12 protein-coding genes and 1 pseudogene are annotated in these 17,189 nt (G+C 55.5%); 10 read left to right on the top strand and 3 right to left on the bottom strand.

Going from position 1 to position 17,189, the window contains the following annotated elements; translation table 11 throughout:
* Position 1: 1 nt before the first annotated feature.
* The 6 genes and pseudogenes from ntrB to JFY74_13800 all read left to right on the top strand — a co-directional run bounded on the left by ntrB (position 2) and on the right by JFY74_13800 (position 9,986).
* The gene (gene ntrB / locus JFY74_13825; GenBank protein ID QQG30546.1) at positions 2 to 916 is read left to right on the top strand and encodes a nitrate ABC transporter permease; all 915 of its coding nucleotides are present in this window, start codon (positions 2 to 4) and stop codon (positions 914 to 916) included.
* A 10-nt stretch (positions 917 to 926) separates the two neighbouring features.
* Positions 927 to 1,721: an ABC transporter ATP-binding protein gene (locus tag JFY74_13820; protein QQG27184.1), complete on the top strand. Its 795-nt coding sequence runs from the start codon at positions 927 to 929 to the stop codon at positions 1,719 to 1,721.
* A 19-nt stretch (positions 1,722 to 1,740) separates the two neighbouring features.
* The gene (gene nirD, locus JFY74_13815; GenBank protein ID QQG30545.1) at positions 1,741 to 5,928 is read left to right on the top strand and encodes a nitrite reductase small subunit NirD; all 4,188 of its coding nucleotides are present in this window, start codon (positions 1,741 to 1,743) and stop codon (positions 5,926 to 5,928) included.
* The gene (locus JFY74_13810) at positions 5,925 to 8,633 is read left to right on the top strand and encodes a nitrate reductase (protein ID QQG27183.1); all 2,709 of its coding nucleotides are present in this window, start codon (positions 5,925 to 5,927) and stop codon (positions 8,631 to 8,633) included. Before nirD ends, JFY74_13810 begins: the two co-directional genes overlap by 4 nt.
* Before the next feature lie 25 nt (positions 8,634 to 8,658).
* Positions 8,659 to 9,492, top strand: a complete 834-nt coding sequence (gene cobA, locus JFY74_13805; GenBank protein ID QQG27182.1) for a uroporphyrinogen-III C-methyltransferase — start codon at positions 8,659 to 8,661, stop codon at positions 9,490 to 9,492.
* A gap of 62 nt (positions 9,493 to 9,554) precedes the next feature.
* Positions 9,555 to 9,986: pseudogene (locus tag JFY74_13800) on the top strand (transposase).
* A gap of 115 nt (positions 9,987 to 10,101) precedes the next feature.
* Here JFY74_13800 and JFY74_13795 read toward each other — a convergent pair.
* The gene (locus JFY74_13795) at positions 10,102 to 10,566 is read right to left on the bottom strand and encodes a DUF1456 family protein (protein ID QQG27181.1); all 465 of its coding nucleotides are present in this window, start codon (positions 10,564 to 10,566) and stop codon (positions 10,102 to 10,104) included.
* A 154-nt stretch (positions 10,567 to 10,720) separates the two neighbouring features.
* A complete protein-coding gene (locus tag JFY74_13790) occupies positions 10,721 to 11,026 on the bottom strand; it encodes a helix-turn-helix transcriptional regulator (protein ID QQG27180.1) in 306 nt (101 codons plus the stop codon).
* Between the two features lie 87 nt (positions 11,027 to 11,113).
* Here JFY74_13790 and JFY74_13785 point away from each other — a divergent pair, with 87 nt between their 5' ends.
* The 3 genes from JFY74_13785 to JFY74_13775 all read left to right on the top strand — a co-directional run bounded on the left by JFY74_13785 (position 11,114) and on the right by JFY74_13775 (position 14,514).
* Entirely contained in the window at positions 11,114 to 12,202 is a 1,089-nt protein-coding gene (locus tag JFY74_13785) for an NADH:flavin oxidoreductase/NADH oxidase (protein ID QQG27179.1), read from the top strand.
* A 446-nt stretch (positions 12,203 to 12,648) separates the two neighbouring features.
* On the top strand, positions 12,649 to 13,218 hold the full coding sequence (locus tag JFY74_13780; GenBank protein ID QQG27178.1) for a TetR/AcrR family transcriptional regulator: 570 nt from the start codon (positions 12,649 to 12,651) through the stop codon (positions 13,216 to 13,218).
* 127 nt (positions 13,219 to 13,345) lie between these two features.
* Positions 13,346 to 14,514 (top strand): IS3 family transposase gene (locus JFY74_13775; protein ID QQG27177.1). Its coding sequence is split into 2 segments (ribosomal slippage): positions 13,346 to 13,595 and positions 13,595 to 14,514, totalling 1,170 coding nucleotides; the frame shifts between segments, so codons are not numbered across the junction.
* Between the two features lie 127 nt (positions 14,515 to 14,641).
* Here the strand turns inward: JFY74_13775 and JFY74_13770 are convergent.
* Positions 14,642 to 15,376 carry a GNAT family N-acetyltransferase gene (locus JFY74_13770; GenBank protein ID QQG27176.1) on the bottom strand — a complete coding sequence of 245 codons (735 nt, stop codon included), beginning with the start codon at positions 15,374 to 15,376 and terminating at the stop codon, positions 14,642 to 14,644.
* A gap of 110 nt (positions 15,377 to 15,486) precedes the next feature.
* Here JFY74_13770 and JFY74_13765 point away from each other — a divergent pair, with 110 nt between their 5' ends.
* Entirely contained in the window at positions 15,487 to 16,959 is a 1,473-nt protein-coding gene (locus JFY74_13765) for a PLP-dependent aminotransferase family protein (GenBank protein QQG27175.1), read from the top strand.
* Positions 16,960 to 17,189: the final 230 nt, after the last annotated feature.

The raw sequence follows: 17,189 nt of genomic DNA, 5'->3' as shown, positions 1-17,189 counted from the left end.
GATGAAAAACCAGGCCCAGGTCATTCCAATTACCTCGGATAACGCCCCGGAAACCGTACACAGCGCCGACATTACGCCGCTGCCAACTAAACCCGCAACGCCTGCAAAAGCACCGGCGGCACCGGCTTTCGCCTACCGCCCGCTGCTGCGCAAGCTGTTTCAACAACTTTTCCCTGCGGTACTGGGGCTGGGGCTGCTGGTTGCGGTCTGGCAAATTGCCGCGCTCAACAGCGAAAACTTCCCGACGCCGTGGACGACCTGGCTTGCGGCGCTCAGCCTCTTTGCCGATCCGTTTTACATCGCAGGGCCGAACGATCAGGGCATCGGTTGGAACGTATTGGCCTCGCTGCAACGTGTTGGTATTGGCTTCGGACTGGCGGCACTGGTTGGCATTCCTGCTGGTTTCCTGATTGGTCGTTTTACGTTTCTGGCCAACATGCTCAACCCGATCATTTCGCTGCTGCGTCCGGTCAGTCCACTGGCCTGGCTGCCTATCGGCCTGCTGCTGTTCCAACGTGCCGAACCGGCATCCAGTTGGACCATTTTTATCTGCTCCATCTGGCCGATGATCCTCAACACCGCTGAAGGCGTGCGCCGTATCCCGCAGGATTACCTGAATGTGGCGCGGGTGTTGAAGCTCTCTGAGTTCACCATCATGCGTAAGATTCTGCTGCCGGCGGTGCTGCCTAACGTATTGACTGGCGTGCGTCTGTCGATTGGCGTCGCCTGGCTGGTGATTGTGGCGGCGGAAATGCTGACTGGCGGCGTCGGTATCGGCTTCTGGATTTGGAACGAGTGGAACAACCTGAACGTGGAAAACATCATCATCGCCATCGTGGTGATTGGCGTTATCGGTCTGCTGCTTGAGCAGGGACTGGTGTGGATTGCTAACCGTTTCAGCTATGACAACCGCTAAGGAGCCGACGATGCGTACAACACCGATTATTCAAGTGCAGCAGGTGAGCCAGCGTTTCAATACCGCCAGCGGTGAATTTCTGGCGCTGGATCAGGTGAGTTTTGATATTCACACCGGTGAGACGATCAGCCTGATCGGCCATTCTGGCTGTGGCAAGTCCACGCTATTGAACCTGATTGCGGGTCTGACGCTGCCGAGCAGCGGCGGCCTGCTGTGTGACAACCGTGAAATTGACGGTCCTGGGCCGGAGCGCGGCGTGGTCTTTCAGAACCACTCGCTGCTGCCGTGGCTGACCACCTATGAAAACGTGGCGCTGGCGGTACGCCAGGTGTTTCGCGGTCAGATGAACAAACGCGAAATGCACGAATGGATTACCCACAATCTTGAACTGGTGCATATGGAGCACGCGCTGAACAAGCGGCCGAATGAGATCTCCGGCGGGATGAAGCAGCGTGTAGGTATCGCCCGCGCGCTGGCCATGAAGCCGAAAGTCCTGCTGATGGATGAACCGTTCGGCGCGCTGGATGCGCTGACCCGAGCACATCTTCAGGATGCGGTGATGGAGATTCAGCAGCGGTTGCAAACCACGATTGTGCTGATCACTCACGACGTCGACGAAGCGGTGCTGCTGTCGGATCGCGTGCTGATGATGACCAACGGCCCAGCGGCGACGGTTGGTGAAATTATGAAAGTTGAGCTGGAACGTCCGCGTTCACGCGTCGTGCTGGCCGACGATCCACGCTACCACCACTACCGTCAGCAGGTGCTGCATTTCTTATATGAAAAACAGCCTAAAGCAGCCTGACAGCGAGGCCGGAACGATGATGAAACCGCATCTGATTGTGATTGGTAACGGGATGGCGAGTGCGCGATTCGTCGATGTGCTGCGCCAACTGGCTGCAACGCGCTTCCGAATCACCGTGATTGGTGATGAACCGCGCGCCAGCTATAACCGTATCCTGCTGTCGCCGGTATTGGGCGGCGAAAAAGCGTTTACGGATACGCTGTTGACGCCAGCGACTCTCGACGACGATGCGGCGCTGCCGGTGAGTTATCTGCTGGGTGAGCGGGTAACCCATATCGATCGCCAGCAGCGTGAGGTGACAACGACGCAACGGCAACTGCATTACGATCATCTGGTATTGGCGACCGGCTCCACGCCGTTTATGCCGCCGATGCCCGGTATCGATCTGGCGGGCGTGTGCGGCTTCCGCACGCTGGATGATGTCGAACTGATGCTAACGACGATTCGCCAGTCCGTCCCAGCGGTAGTCATTGGCGGTGGCCTGCTCGGCATTGAAGCCGCAGCGGCGCTGCAACTGCGTGGTGCCGACGTCACGTTGCTGCATCGCGTCCCGGTTCTCATGGAGCGTCAACTCGACGCCACGGCGAGTAACTTGCTGTGCGACAGCCTGCGAGAACGCGGCATTGCTTGCGAAACGGATGTGCAGGTGGTGGCGCTGCATGGCGATGAACGCGGGGTGACGGCGGTCGCGCTGGCAGATGGCCGCACGATTCCGGCGGGGCTGGTGGTGGTGACCGCGGGCGTGATTCCTGCCAGCCAACTGGCGCGCGAATGCGGCTTGCCCTGCAACCGTGGCGTGCTGGTGGATGGACAACTGCAAACTGCCGACCCGTATATCAGCGCGATCGGCGAATGCTGCGAACTCAATGGCGAAACCTTTGGGCTGGTTGCCCCGTGTTTCGCGCAGGCCACGCTGGTAGCACAGCGCCTTGCCGGACATGCACCGAAAGACTACCAGCGTGAGCAGGCGGCGACGCGACTGAAGGTCACCGGTATTGGCGTGGTCAGCGGTGGCGATATTAACGTTACACCGGATGATGAGGTGTACACCCTTTCTGATCCGCAGACGCAGCACTATCGTCGTCTGCTCGTTCGCGACGGTCGGCTGAGCGGTGTCCTGCTGTATGGCGACACTGACGACAGCCAGCGCCTGCTGGCCGCGATGGATAGCGCGACAGAAGGCGAGATGATTCCGCCTGCCTCGCTGCTTTTCGGCCTTTCTTCCCCTGATTCTGACCCACAGCCTGAAGCTGTAAGGATTCCTGTCATGAGCAAACCTATTTTGGTGGTCGTCGGCCACGGTATGGTCGGCCACTATTTTCTTGAACAGCTGGTTGAACGCGACCTGCATCAGCATTACCACATCGTCGTATTTGGCGAAGAACGTCATGAAGCCTATGACCGCGTTCACCTCTCCGAGTATTTCTCCGGCCGCAGTGCCGCTTCGCTGTCGCTGGTGAAAGACGGCTTTTTTGCCGAGAGCGGCATTGAGCTGCGCAGCGCCAGCGAGATCGTGGCTATCGATCGTGAACGTCAGTGCGTGTGTGATGCGCAGGGCAGAGAAACCGCCTACGACAAACTGGTGCTGGCGACGGGATCTTATGCGTTTGTTCCGCCGATTCCCGGCAATACGCGCCCCGGCTGTCTGGTGTATCGCACGCTGGACGATCTGGATGCGATTGCAGCACAGGCTAAAAAGGGCAAGTCTGGCGTGGTGATTGGTGGCGGCCTGCTGGGGCTGGAAGCCGCAAACGCCCTGCGTCAACTGGGGCTGGACACGCATGTGGTGGAGTTTGCTCCGCGTCTGATGGCGGTACAGCTGGATGACGGCGGTGCCACCATGCTACGCCGCAAGATTGAAGCGCTGGGCGTACAGATTCATCTCAGCAAAGAAACGCGGGAAATCACCGACGGCGAGCAGGCGCTGCATCGCCTCTGCTTTGCTGACGGCAGCATATTGGAAACCGATTTGGTGCTGTTTTCCGCCGGGATTCGTCCACGCGACAAACTGGCGGATAGCTGCGATTTAGAGAAAGGGCCGCGTGGCGGTATCGTGATTGATGATCGCTGCCAGACTTCCGATGACGCGATTTTCGCCATCGGCGAGTGTGCGCTGTGGAAAGGGCAAATTTTCGGGCTGGTGGCACCAGGCTACCAGATGGCTCGCAGCGTGGCGGATACGCTGGCGCAGCGCGATACGCCATTTACCGGTGCGGACATGAGCACCAAGCTGAAATTGCTGGGCGTGGAAGTGGCTTCGATTGGCGATGCGCATGGGCGCACGGCGGGAAGCCAAAGCTACCAGTGGACGGACGGCCCGAACGAGGTCTACAAGAAAATCGTCGTGTCTGCCGACGGCAAGCGTTTACTGGGTGCCGTATTGATTGGTGACAGCAGCGATTACAGTACGCTGCTGCAAATGATGCTCAACGATATGCCGTTGCCTAAACAGCCGGAAGGATTGATCTTGCCCGCGCGTTCCGGTGATGCGCCGAAAGGGCTGGGCGTGGCAGCGTTACCCGCTAGCGCACAGATTTGTTCCTGCCATAACGTCAGCAAAGGCGATATCTCGGCGGCGGTGGCAGGTGGCTGCGGCGAACTGGGTGCGCTGAAAACCTGCACCAAAGCGGGAACAGGCTGCGGTGGCTGTGTGCCGTTGCTTAAGCAGGTGATGGAGTACGAACTGACGCAACTGGGCGTCGAAGTGAAGAAGGATATCTGTGAGCACTTCGCCTATTCACGTCAGGAGCTGTACCACCTGATTCGCGTGCATGAGATCCGTTCGTTCGACAGCCTCCTTGAGCGTTACGGCCATGGTTTGGGCTGCGAGGTGTGTAAGCCGCTGGTGGGGTCGATGCTGGCCTCCTGTTGGAATGACTACCTGCTGCAACCGCAGCACCTGCCGTTGCAGGATACCAACGATCGTTTCTTTGCCAACATCCAAAAAGACGGCACCTATTCCGTTGTGCCGCGCGTTCCGGCGGGGGAGATCACGCCAGAAGGCCTGATCGCTATCGGGCAGGTTGCGCAGCGCTATAACCTGTACACCAAGATCACCGGCGGCCAGCGGGTGGATTTATTCGGCGCTCGCTTAGAACAGCTTCCAGCGATCTGGCGTGAGCTGATCGATGCTGGATTTGAAACCGGCCATGCCTACGGTAAATCGCTGCGTACCGTGAAATCCTGCGTGGGTTCGACCTGGTGCCGCTACGGCGTGCAGGATTCCACCGGGTTAGCGATCCAACTGGAGCACCGTTACAAAGGGCTGCGTTCGCCGCATAAAGTTAAAATGGCGGTTTCTGGCTGTACTCGCGAATGTGCGGAGGCACAAAGCAAAGACATCGGTGTGATTGCCACGGACAAAGGTTGGAATCTGTATGTGTGCGGCAATGGCGGCATGAAACCGCGTCATGCGGATCTCTTCGCCAGCGATCTGGATACGGAAACCCTGCTGCGCACTATCGATCGGGTATTAATGTTCTATATCCGCACCGGCGATCGCCTCCAGCGCACCAGTACCTGGATGGATAATCTGGAAGGCGGTATCGACTATCTGCGTCAGGTGATTCTGGAAGACAGCCTGAATATCGGTGAAGAGTTAGATAAAGAGATGCAGCGCGTGGTGGATGCCTACCAGTGCGAATGGCAAACCACGCTGGAAAGCCCGGAACGTCTGGCGCTGTTCCGCGGCTTCCTGAACAGCGATAGCCCGGATGAAGCAGTGGTGATGGTGCCTGAGCGTGGGCAGATCCGTCCGGCACAGGATCATGAGAAAGCGATATCGCCAGAACCCGCGGTGCTGAAACCTGCCGCTCATGAAGCGGAGTGGGTGCTGGTCGCGACGCTGGGTGATATTCCGCGTCATGCTGGCATGGCGGCGCGCCTCGGACAGCAGCAAATCGCGCTGTTCCACCTGCCGGGTAGCGAGCAGCAGGTGTACGCGTTAGAAAACCACGAACCGGGCAGTGGGGCGAACGTGCTGTCGCGTGGGCTACTGGGTGACGTGGCGGGTGAGCCAGTCGTGATTTCTCCGCTGTACAAAAAACGATTCAAACTGCGAGACGGCGTCAGCCCGGATGACAGTGCGCTGTACGTGCGTGCCTGGCCGGTGCGTGTGGAAGACGACGAGATTTGGGTATGCCGTCAACCGCTGGCCGTGCCTGAAAGTGTCGCTCTGGCAGACACTGCGATGGCGAAAGCATCATGAATGCGCACGTCTGTCGGACAACCTGTCCGTATTGTGGCGTCGGCTGTGGCGTGCTGGCAGAACACGATGGGCAAGGTGGGGTAAAGATCAGCGGGGATCCCGTACACCCAGCGAATTTGGGGCGCCTGTGCGTCAAAGGATCCGCGCTGGGAGAGACGCTGGATTTGAAAGGTCGGCTGCTATGGCCGCTGGTGGAAGGGCGTCGCGTGAGCTGGGAGCAGGCGCTCGATACAGTGGCCGAACGGTTGCTGGCGACTATGCAGCAACACGGCCCACAGTCGGTGGCGTTTTATGGGTCAGGCCAGCTGTTGACGGAAGATTACTACGTCGCCAACAAGCTGATGAAGGGCTTTATTGGCGTCGCCAATATGGATACCAACTCGCGGCTGTGCATGGCGTCGGCGGTCATCGGCTATAAGCGCGGACTAGGGGCGGATGCCGTTCCCTGTAATTATGAAGATATCGAGCTGGCGGATGTGGTAGTGCTGGTCGGTTCTAATACCGCCTGGGCACATCCGGTGGTGTATCAGAGGCTGGTGCAGGCGAAACAGCAGCGGCCACAGATGCAGGTGGTGGTGATCGATCCTCGACGTACCGCGACCTGCGACATTGCCGATCTGCATCTACCACTGCAACCCGGTAGCGATGCCGGGCTGTTCAACGGCCTGCTGCATTGGATTGCGCAGGATCCACGTATCGATCGCGCCGAATTGGTTGAGCGTTTTTCCGGCGTGGAAGAGGCATTACAGTCAGCGCAGGCGTGGTCGGTAACGCAGGTGGCGGAGTTCTGTCGGTTAGATGAAGCCGATATCGAGTGTTTCTATCACCTGTTCAGCACCAGCGATAAAGTGGTCACGCTCTATTCGCAGGGCGTAAATCAATCGTCTTCGGGCAGTGATAAATGCAACGCCATCATTAATGCGCATCTGCTGAGCGGTAAAATCGGCGTGTCGGGTTCCGGCCCCTTTTCGATAACCGGACAGCCAAATGCGATGGGTGGACGGGAAGTCGGCGGGTTAGCTAATCAGCTTGCCAGCCACATGGGTTTTACGCCACAGGACATTGAGCGCGTAGGGCGCTTCTGGCAGAGCGATAATGTGGCGACGCAGCCCGGTCTGAATGCGGTAGACCTATTTCGCGCGGTTGAACGCGGCGATATTAAAGCGGTGTGGATCATGGGCACTAATCCGGTGGTGTCGATGCCGGATGCCGACCGGGTGAAACAGGCGCTGGAACGCTGCCCGCTGGTGATCGTCTCCGAGGTGATGCGTCATACCGATACCGCAGAAACCGCTGATATCTTACTGCCTGCGTTGGGCTGGGGAGAAAAAGACGGCACGGTGACCAATTCCGAACGCCGTGTGTCTCGTCAGCGCGCCTTTCTGCCCGCGCCGGGGGAAGCCAAAGCCAACTGGTGGATACTGAGTCAGGTGGCACAGCGTATGGGATTTGCTGAGGCATTTGCTTATCAGCATCCGGCGGAAATCTTTCGTGAACATGCGGCGTTGTCTGGGTTTGAGAATAATGGCAGCCGCGCGTTTGATATCAGCGGGCTGGCGACGCTCAGCAATCAGCAGTGGCAGCAGTTGGAGCCGATACAGTGGCCGGTGAATGCGGCATACCCACACGGGCGCGCCCGACTGGGTGACGATGGCCGATTCTGGCATGCCGATGGCAAAGCGCGTCTGGTGGCGGTAACACCGTCGCTGCCGCAAAGTCCGTGGAGCGCGGCTTATCCGCTGATACTGAACACTGGGCGTATTCGCGATCAGTGGCACACCATGACGCGGACTGGCAAAGCGGCTCGGCTGATGCGTCATATCAGCGAACCTTATTGCGAACTGCATCCACAGGATGCGCAGATGCATGATATTCAGGCGGGCGATCTGGTGCGTCTGTCGTCGGTGCACGGTTGGATGCTGGCGCGGGCGCGACTCGATGCCGGACAGGCACGCGGCAGCGTGTTTGTACCGATGCATTGGAATCAGCAGTTCAGCGCTCAGGCACGGGCTGACAGTTTAGTCGCACCGATTACCGATCCGTATTCCGGGCAGCCGGAAAGCAAACACAGCCGGGTGCGTATCCAGCCCTGGCATACCGCCTGGCAGGCAACGCTGTTTTTTGCCGACGAACCCGTTCCAGCGACATTAACCTTACCCGCAGAGCATGACGTTCTGCCGCCGCCCGCTACCTACTGGAGCAAAGTGCCTCATGAAGGCGTGACGCAGTATCTGTTTGCCGATCGTGTGCCGGTAGACGACTGGCAGGCATGGCTGACTGAACATTATGGGTTGGAAAATATGCAGTGTCAGGTTGCGCAGGGCAATGGTGTGTTTCACCTGATTGGCTGGTGCGATGGCCGCGTGGTGTTGGCCTGCTATGTGAGTGCACAGGCGCTGCGTATCGACAGCGATGCGGTGCGTCAGGCGTTTGCTACTCCACCGCAGCTACCGCACGAGCGCCATGCGCTGCTGGCGGGTCAGGCTCCACAAGGACAGGTGAAGCAGGGAGCTACGATTTGCAGTTGCTATAGCGTTGGCGAAGCGATCATCGTCGGTGCGATTCGTAAGGGGTGTCACAGCGTGGCAGCGTTAGGTGGCACGCTGAAATGCGGCACCAACTGTGGTTCCTGTATCCCCGAACTGAAGGCGTTATTGAGTCAGCATGTGCCGATAACGGTCAATGAATTGAAAAAAGCAGGTTGAGCGCCACGGCGTAATGAGGTGTGACATGATGACAACACAATCAATATTGGCGAAGGGCCAGGGGCGTCAGCCTGTACTCGGCGGTGAAATCTGGCTGGTAGGCGCGGGGCCGGGCGATGTAGAACTGCTGACGCTGAAGGCGCTGCGGGCAATCCAGCAGGCGGATGTGGTGGTCTACGATCGGCTGGTGTCGGCGGAGATTATGGATTTGGTGCCGGAGCAGGCGCTGTGTATCGATGTCGGAAAAACGCGCGGCTGCCACCGTTTGTCGCAGGAGAAAATCAATCAGCTGTTGGTTGAACTGGCGCAGGCTGGGCAGCGGGTGATTCGTCTCAAGGGTGGCGACCCCTTTATTTTTGGTCGCGGCGGCGAAGAGATGGACTATGCCCAGCAGGCCGGGATTGTCTGTCATGTGGTGCCCGGTATTACTGCCGCGACAGGCTGTGCGGCAGCAGTGGGGCTACCGCTGACGCACCGGGCCTGTGCGCAGTCGGTACGCTTCGTGACCGGCCATTCGCGCGATGGCGAACCGCAATTGGACTGGCCGACGCTGGCGGACAGCCAGCAAACGCTGGTGTTCTATATGGGGCTGAGCCACAGCAGTCGACTGTGCCAGCGCCTGATCGAACACGGTCTGTCCGCGCAGACGCCCGTCGCGATTATCGAACGCGGCACCCAGCCGGATCAGCGATTATTAACGGCAACGCTGGAAACCTTACCCGCATTGTTGGCTCGCTATCAGCCACAGTCGCCGAGCCTGCTGGTGGTGGGTGACGTCGTTCGCTTCTGCCGTCATCCTGCGCTGCACGTCGACGCTGCTCCTGCGCGCTTGACGATGGAAAAACATGCAGCCGCCTGACGGCAACGACTCCCTGCCTACAGCCAGCGCCTTGTTTTAAAAATGAATAGTTTTGCACGTGACTGGTACAGAAGCATATTCGTACCCGTGATATGCTGGAGTTGGCGCGGGAGATTGGGTTACTATTTGAACGCTGGTCGGTGCCGCTGACGCAGCGTCGGGCGCTGTTATTTTATATTGCACAAGCGGGAAACACATCCAAGCCCGCAGATTTCATTGACGCACTGGCTGCACCGCTATCAACCGGTCAGGAGGACATTATGACGATCGCCGAACAATTGAAAAAAATGGGATTCGAGGAAGGCATCCAACGCGGTATTCAGCAAGGATTGGAGCAGGGCATTGAACAAGGGATGAAAAACAGTGCCAGACAAATTGCCCGTAATTTATTGCTAACGGGAATGGATAAGAACAGCGTGCAGCAGGTCACTCAGCTTGAGGAAGAAGAGCTGGAGCAACTGGTCGCGGCCATCTTGCATGACACACAGCATTGATACCGTCCTAAACGATATCGCACTAAACAATACCGTCCTAAAAACCGAGCGTTGCTGATGCCTTTACAAGAAAAGGTCCGTCAGGCAACGCCCACGTCTTTCGTTAACGGCGCTTTTAGCCTTTGCGTACTCGTGCCGTCAGCCCTTTCAGGAAGTAGCGGATCACCTGATCGCCGCAGGTGCGATAGTTTTTATGGTCAGGCGCGCGCATCATCGCGGTGACTTCCGGCACTGAAATGCGAAAATTTTGTGCCAGCAGGATCGCCTGAATATCATCCGTTTTTAGTGAAAACGCGACACGCAGCTTTTTCAGAATAATATTGTTGGTCATCTTGCGCTCAAACTGCGGTGCAGGCTGGTTTTCATCTTGACCGCGTTTTTGCAGAATCAGCCCGTTCAGGAAATAACTCATCACGATGTCCGGGCAAGGCTGATAGCCTTCCTCTCCCTCTTTTTTGACGTAGCTCGCCAACTGCAGGGGAGGGACGGTCATCTCCACCAGCGCCAGGATCTTCAGCAGGTGGTCATTATTGAAATTCAGCATATAGCGCACGCTGCGCAGGACATCGTTGTTCATCATTACGGAGGGGGTCTCGCCATTCGTCTTCGTACAAAACGCACAGTATAAAGGGAACGGCGGAGAAATGCAGAAACGATCGTGGAATTAGTGAAACGGTTTTGATAGCGGTTCACTATGTGGATTTAGTCGTGCTATCTCTACGCCCTTCGTAACTTTACTCGGCAGGTTGAGACAAAATGGCGTCGAGCAGGCCGGGAAAGCGCTGTTGCATGTCGCTGTGGCGCAGTCGGTTGATGTGCGTGGTGCCGATGTTGGTGGTATGCAGCAGGCCCGAGTCACGCAAGACGCGAAAATGGTGCGACACGCTGGATTTTGGGCGACCGCCGTCAAGTTCGCTGCATGTTGCCTCGCCCTGCATAGCCAGACGGCGGACGATTTCCAAGCGCAGGGGATCGCTTAAGGCGTACAGGACGCGCTCAAGGGTAAACTCATCGGGGGTAGGGTGCTTAAAAGGTCTCATGGGCGAATTATAGTGTCAGGGTTGTCTAAAATCCATTATTCGAATAATATCGAAATATCGAATTAACCAAACAAGGTAGGAAATGTTATGTCCGCACTGTTTCAACCCTTCAAGCTGAAAGATATTACGTTACGCAACCGAATTGCTGTTCCACCGATGTGTACCTATTCCGCGAATGATGGCCTGATCAACGAGTGGCATCAGGTGCATTATGCCTCACTGGCGCGCGGCGGTGCCGGGTTGGTTATCGTGGAAGCGACGGCTGTCGCACCCGAAGGCCGCATCACGCCGCACTGCACGGGTATCTGGAACGATGAGCAGGCGCAGGCGTTTGCCAAGGTCGCTAAATCCATTAAGGATGCAGGCTCCGTACCGGGAATTCAGATTGCGCATGCTGGACGCAAAGCCAGCGCGAATATTCCTTGGGAAGGCGACGATCATATTCCTGCTGGCGACTCACGCGGTTGGCAGACCATTGCCCCTTCCGCAGAAGCTTTCGGCGCGAACCTGTCCAAACAACCGCAGGAAATGACGCTGGAAGATATCGCCCGCGTTCGTGATGATTTTGTCGCGGCGGCTCGCCGTGCACTGGAAGCTGGATTTGAATGGCTGGAGCTGCACTTTGCTCACGGCTATCTGGCACAGAGCTTCTTCTCCGTTCATTCCAACAAGCGTAACGATCAGTACGGCGGCAGTTTTGACAACCGCAGCCGTTTTCTGCTGGAAACGCTGGCTGCCGTTCGCGACGTATGGCCACAACACCTGCCGCTGACCGCCCGTTTCGGCGTAATTGAATTTGACGGCCGTGATGAAGAAACCTTGCAGGAATCCATTGAACTCACGCGCCGCTTTAAAGCCGCAGGGCTGGATATGCTGAGCGTCAGCATTGGTTTTTCTACGCCGGAAGCGAATGTTCCGTGGGCTCCTGCCTTTATGGGGCCGATTGCTAAACAGGTACGCGAGCAGGCCGATCTTCCTGTCTCTTCCGCCTGGGGCTTCGGCACGCCGGAACTGGCTGAACAGGCTGTCGCATCGGGTCAGTTGGATCTGGTGATGGTAGGCAAAGCGCATTTGGCGAACCCACACTGGAGCTATCAGGCCGCCCGCGAGCTGGGCATCGAGCGCGCCTCGTGGACGTTGCCAGCACCTTACGCCCACTGGCTGGAGCGTTATTAATCCCTGTCATTGCGGAGCAATATCTCTGTGGCAGTGATACGCATTCCAATATAAGAAATAATCGGGTTTTGTGGTGATAAACAGGGCTATTTTTCTGTCGCACTGATGCCACGCCCGACTGAGGGCGCCCAATCGCCGGCGCCCTAAAAATCCTGAATTTTGCATGAATGATGCCGCTAACGCGGTCCCTTCAATGCCCATACCCGCCTTCCGGACCGTCAGTGGTGCGCACCAGATGTATTAGATCTGAGCTGACCCCTTTGTTTCTCTGAATCATTCCTAATCCGACAGACTGCTTTGCCAGAAGAGCGGACGTTCTCATATCGCGGTCTATTGATTTAGGGGAGGGGAACTCACTCTCCCACACGTGTTGCACGCGTCACTTTTTGAAAAATGTTTTCAGGCTGATGCTTGACTAGGTAGAACGATCGTTCCACCATTAATTTATGAACAAAAAGCCGAACGATACCCGAGAAAAAATCCTGGCGACCGCTGAGCAACTTATCTATCAGAACGGCATTCATGCCACAGGCATGGACCTTCTGGTCAAGACCTCTGGCGTCGCAAGGAAAAGTATTTATCGCTATTTCGCGACCAAGGATGACGTGGCAGCCGCCGCGTTGAATGCGCGTGATGCCCGCTGGATGCACTGGTTCAGAACTGAATGTGATAAAGGCACTACCCCTCAGGAGCGCATCCTGAATATGTTCACTGTACTCAAAGGCTGGTTTGAGTCAGATGGCTTTCGTGGTTGTGCCTTTATTAACACGGCTGGAGAAGTCGGTGACCCTGCCGATCCCGTTCGCCAGATCGCGAAGCTTCATAAACAAAAATTGCTGGATTACGCGCTTGAACTCACAGGGCAATTAAACATCGAGCGACCGTCAACCCTGGCCAGACAGTTGCTGATTCTGATGGAGGGCGCTATCACCATGTCACACGTGATGGGTGATGACAGCGCGGCCGATAGCGCAAGAGAAGTGGCGCAGCTGCTGTTGAAACAGGCCTCTCACTAAGGCCTGAGTTTCAAAAAATCCCGTTCTACTGATGTATCTAAATTTTCTGGAGGCTTGAAGTGGTTTACTGAATTTGGCCACCTGAATAGAGGTGATATGCTCATCTCAGAACAACACAGGTGCACCAATGAAAAGAAAAAATTTTAGTCCTGAATTCAGACGTGAACCAGCCCAGTTGGTTGTCGATCAAAATTACACAGCCGCTCAGGCAGCTAAGGCCATGGACGTTGGCCTTTCTACGATGACTAAATGGGTAAAACAGCTGCGTGATGAACGGCTGGGAAAAACGCCAAAAGCCTCCCCTATTACACCGGAACAAACCGAAATACGTGAGCTAAAGAAAAAGCTACAACGTATTGAAATGGAAAACGAAATATTAAAAAAGGCTACCGCGCTCTTGATGTCAGACTCCCTGAACAGTTCTCGTTAATCGGGAAACTCAGGGCGCGTTATCCAGTGGCATCTCTCTGCCACGTATTCGGGGTTCATCGTAGCAGCTACAAATACTGGCAAAACCGTCCTGAAAAACCAGACGGCAGGCGGGTTGTATTACGAAGTCAGGTAATGGAGCTGCATAACATCAGCCATGGTTCTGCCGGAGCAAGGAGCATCGCCACAATGGCAACCCAGAGAGGCTATCGGATGGGACGCTGGCTTGCTGGCAGACTGATGAAAGAGCTGGGGCTGGTCAGTTGCCAGCAGCCGACTCATCGATATAAACGTGGGGGTCACGAACACGTCGCTATTCCGAATCATCTTGAGCGGCAGTTCGCGGTGACAGAGCCAAATCAGGTGTGGTGCAGCGACGTGACGTATATCTGGACAGGTAAGCGCTGGGCATACCTTGCAGTTGTTCTCGATCTGTTCGCGAGGAAACCTGTGGGTTGGGCAATATCGCTCTCCCCGGATAGCAAACTGACGGCCAAAGCGCTTGAAATGGCATGGGAAGCTCGCGGAAAGCCAGACGGAGTGATGTTCCACAGCGATCAGGGTAGTCATTATACAAGCAGGCAGTTCCGACAGTTACTGTGGCGGTACCGGATCAAACAGAGTATGAGTCGACGTGGAAACTGCTGGGATAACAGCCCGATGGAGCGCTTCTTCAGGAATCTGAAGAATGAGTGGGTGCCAGTGACTGGTTACGTAAGCTTCAGCGATGCTGCCCATGAAATAACAGATTATATCGTTGGGTATTACAGCGCGCTCAGGCCGCATGAATATGACGGCGGGTTACCCCCCAACGAATCGGAAAATCGATACTGGAAAAGCTCTAAAGTGGTGGCCAGTTTTTGTTGACCACTTCAAAACTAATATTAGGCTCCAAGTAAAGCGTTACCTGCAGGGCAAAGAACTAGCTGGCGATTCCGGGCGCACAGAACAGCATTAGCATCAGTGAAAAACATCGCCATCAGGTATATTTTTCTTACTGCCCGCCCACTATAAGCCGTGCCTCGGCAATGAACTTACTTAGCTTTTCCTGCTGGAACCCATTTTCGTCGAAGTTAGAAGGTGAGAGCCATTTTTCGTAAGCATTGCACAGCGCTATGTATTCACTATTTATTATGGAATGCCAGGCTGTGTCACGGTTGCGCCCATGGATGACGACTGCCTGGCGGAAAACACCTTCCAAGGTAAAACCATAGCGTATGGCGGCATCTCTTGAAGGTGCATTCAATGAATCACATTTCCACTCAAGCCGTCGATAGCCAAGCTCTTCGAAAACGTAGTTGAGCACGAGGTAGGTGATTTCTGTTGAGATCCGTGTACGTTTCATGAGAGAAGAATAGGTTACATAGCCCATCTCAATGACTCCGTTAGACGCGTCAATACGCATTAGAGCAAAAGTACCCACAGCTTGATCCGTGGCTAAATCGATGACGGCATAATGCATAGGGTCCGTCGCTTTCTCGATGTTCCTCAGATAAGCACACCACGATTCAAATGTTTCGAAAGGTCCTGCCGGGAGATACGTCCAGTCACGTCCATCTGTTGCTTCACCGTAAGCCTCGTAAAGTTCAGCAGCATGGCGTTCAACATTGATGCGCTCAGCGCGGCAGTAGCGTCCTTTCAGGTTTTTCCCATCGGGAACGTTCGCGCTGCGCCAGTCTGGCAGCTCTGCACCGACTGGCTGTTGAAAATTATTTACTCTCTGATTCATGAATATTATTAACTCCTCTATCACCGTAAGGAAATCACCAAATAAAGAGAATGAAGTATTTGTGGTATTATAAAAAGGTCCACAAAGTCTCATTTTTATGGGGCCATAAAATGTTTGATATAACTGAACCTCTGCATCCGGGAGCGACCACTGCGGATGGTGAGCGGATATCCTTACAGAAACAGCTCAAAGAGCGTATCCGTCATGCGATCCTGAGCGGTTTTCTGCCTCCGGAGAAAGAGCTTTTGTCCTCCCGTGCGCTTTCGAAAGAGCTGGGCATATCTCGTAATACTGTTGTGAATGTTTATGATCAACTGGCGGCTGAGGGATATATCCTGGCCGACCGCCAGGGTACACGTGTGGCTGCTCTGTCTGGTTCCGAGCGTGTAATAGCACCCGCGTTAAAACTGCACATGTCTGACGTTAAGCTAGCCGAACGTCTGAGCCCGTTTGTGGATAATGCCCGTAGCCTGCCAGCAGATGCCCTTCTGTCCCCCGGTATGCCTGCGCTCAGGGAGTTTCCTCTCTCTGCCTGGCGACGCTCCCTTGACCGCGCAGCCAGGCAACTGTTACCAAGCTCCTTGGGCTATGCCGAGCCAATGGGCGAACGCATCCTTCGTGAAGCACTCGCAACGCATCTCTTTATTGCGCGAGGGGTTCGCTGTGAGGCATCCTCTATAATCATTACCGAAGGGGCAAGGCAGGCACTGGAACTCTGCGTGAATTTGCTGACGGACCCCGGTGATACGGTTTGGATGGAAGATCCGGGTTATTACGGTGCCAGAGCGGCATTCAATGCGGGCAAGCTCAGGACGGTTATGATGGCCGTTGACGAGGATGGCATGCGGGTGCCTGATGAAGCCTGGCAGACTCCTATTCCAAAACTGATCTATACCTCGCCAGCACATCAATATCCCACTGGCGCTGTGCTGTCCGTTTCGCGAAGGCTTGCGCTTATCTCTGAGGCAGAAAAGACTGGGGCCTGGATCATTGAGGACGATTATGATGGTGATTTCAGGCACTCTGGCAGTCCAATATCGTGTATGCAGGGACTGCTTGAAAACGCGCCCGTCCTTTACATAGGGTCGTTCAGTAAAACTATGTTTCCCTCGTTGAGAATTGGATTTGTAGTGCTACCAGCAAGCATCATTGAGCAAGCAGGAAATATTCTTAATGAAGTACTGCGAAACGGCCAACATCTTCAACAACTGGCTCTGGCTGATTTTATGAAAAGCGGAGAGTTTGGCCGCCATCTGGGAAGAATGCGTCGCCTCTACCGGGAGCTTCAGCGGATTTTACGGGATGCGCTGACAGCAAATTTCGCTCATGATCAGATACTCGGTGGTAAATCAGGCATTCACCTGACGTTGAGGCTCGCACCGGGAACTGATGATAAAAGGATCGCCGAACTTGCCCGTCAGCGAGGCCTTGGTGTTCAGGCTCTGTCTTCATACTGTGAGAGTACCGGCTCAGCTAGCGGACTGGTCATAGGTTACGGAAATACCTATTCAGAAAACATCCCGGCTGCAGTCAACGTCCTTACATCGCTGATCAAACTAGTTAATGGTGAAAGAATGCGCTGACTCTATTATCTCCCTTAGCGTTTAATTCTGGCGCACCGCAACACTCGATTTTTTACTCATTGTCATATTAATGCCTTTATCCCGAGCCGCTGACGTCCGCTCTTCGCTCAAAGCAGACCTAACAACTCCTCGCTTTGGCCGCCTAGTGCCAAAACAGACGCTGTAAACATCACGGCGAGTTAGATCCGATTTGCCAAAAGCGGATGGGGCGGTTTGACGGGAGACTTACA

The organism is Pectobacterium carotovorum (assembly GCA_016415585.1).
Classification (GTDB): Bacteria; Pseudomonadota; Gammaproteobacteria; order Enterobacterales; family Enterobacteriaceae; genus Pectobacterium; species Pectobacterium carotovorum_K.
The sequence above is the reverse complement of the archived record's forward strand: the minus strand, read 5'-3'. Positions and strand labels throughout refer to the sequence as shown.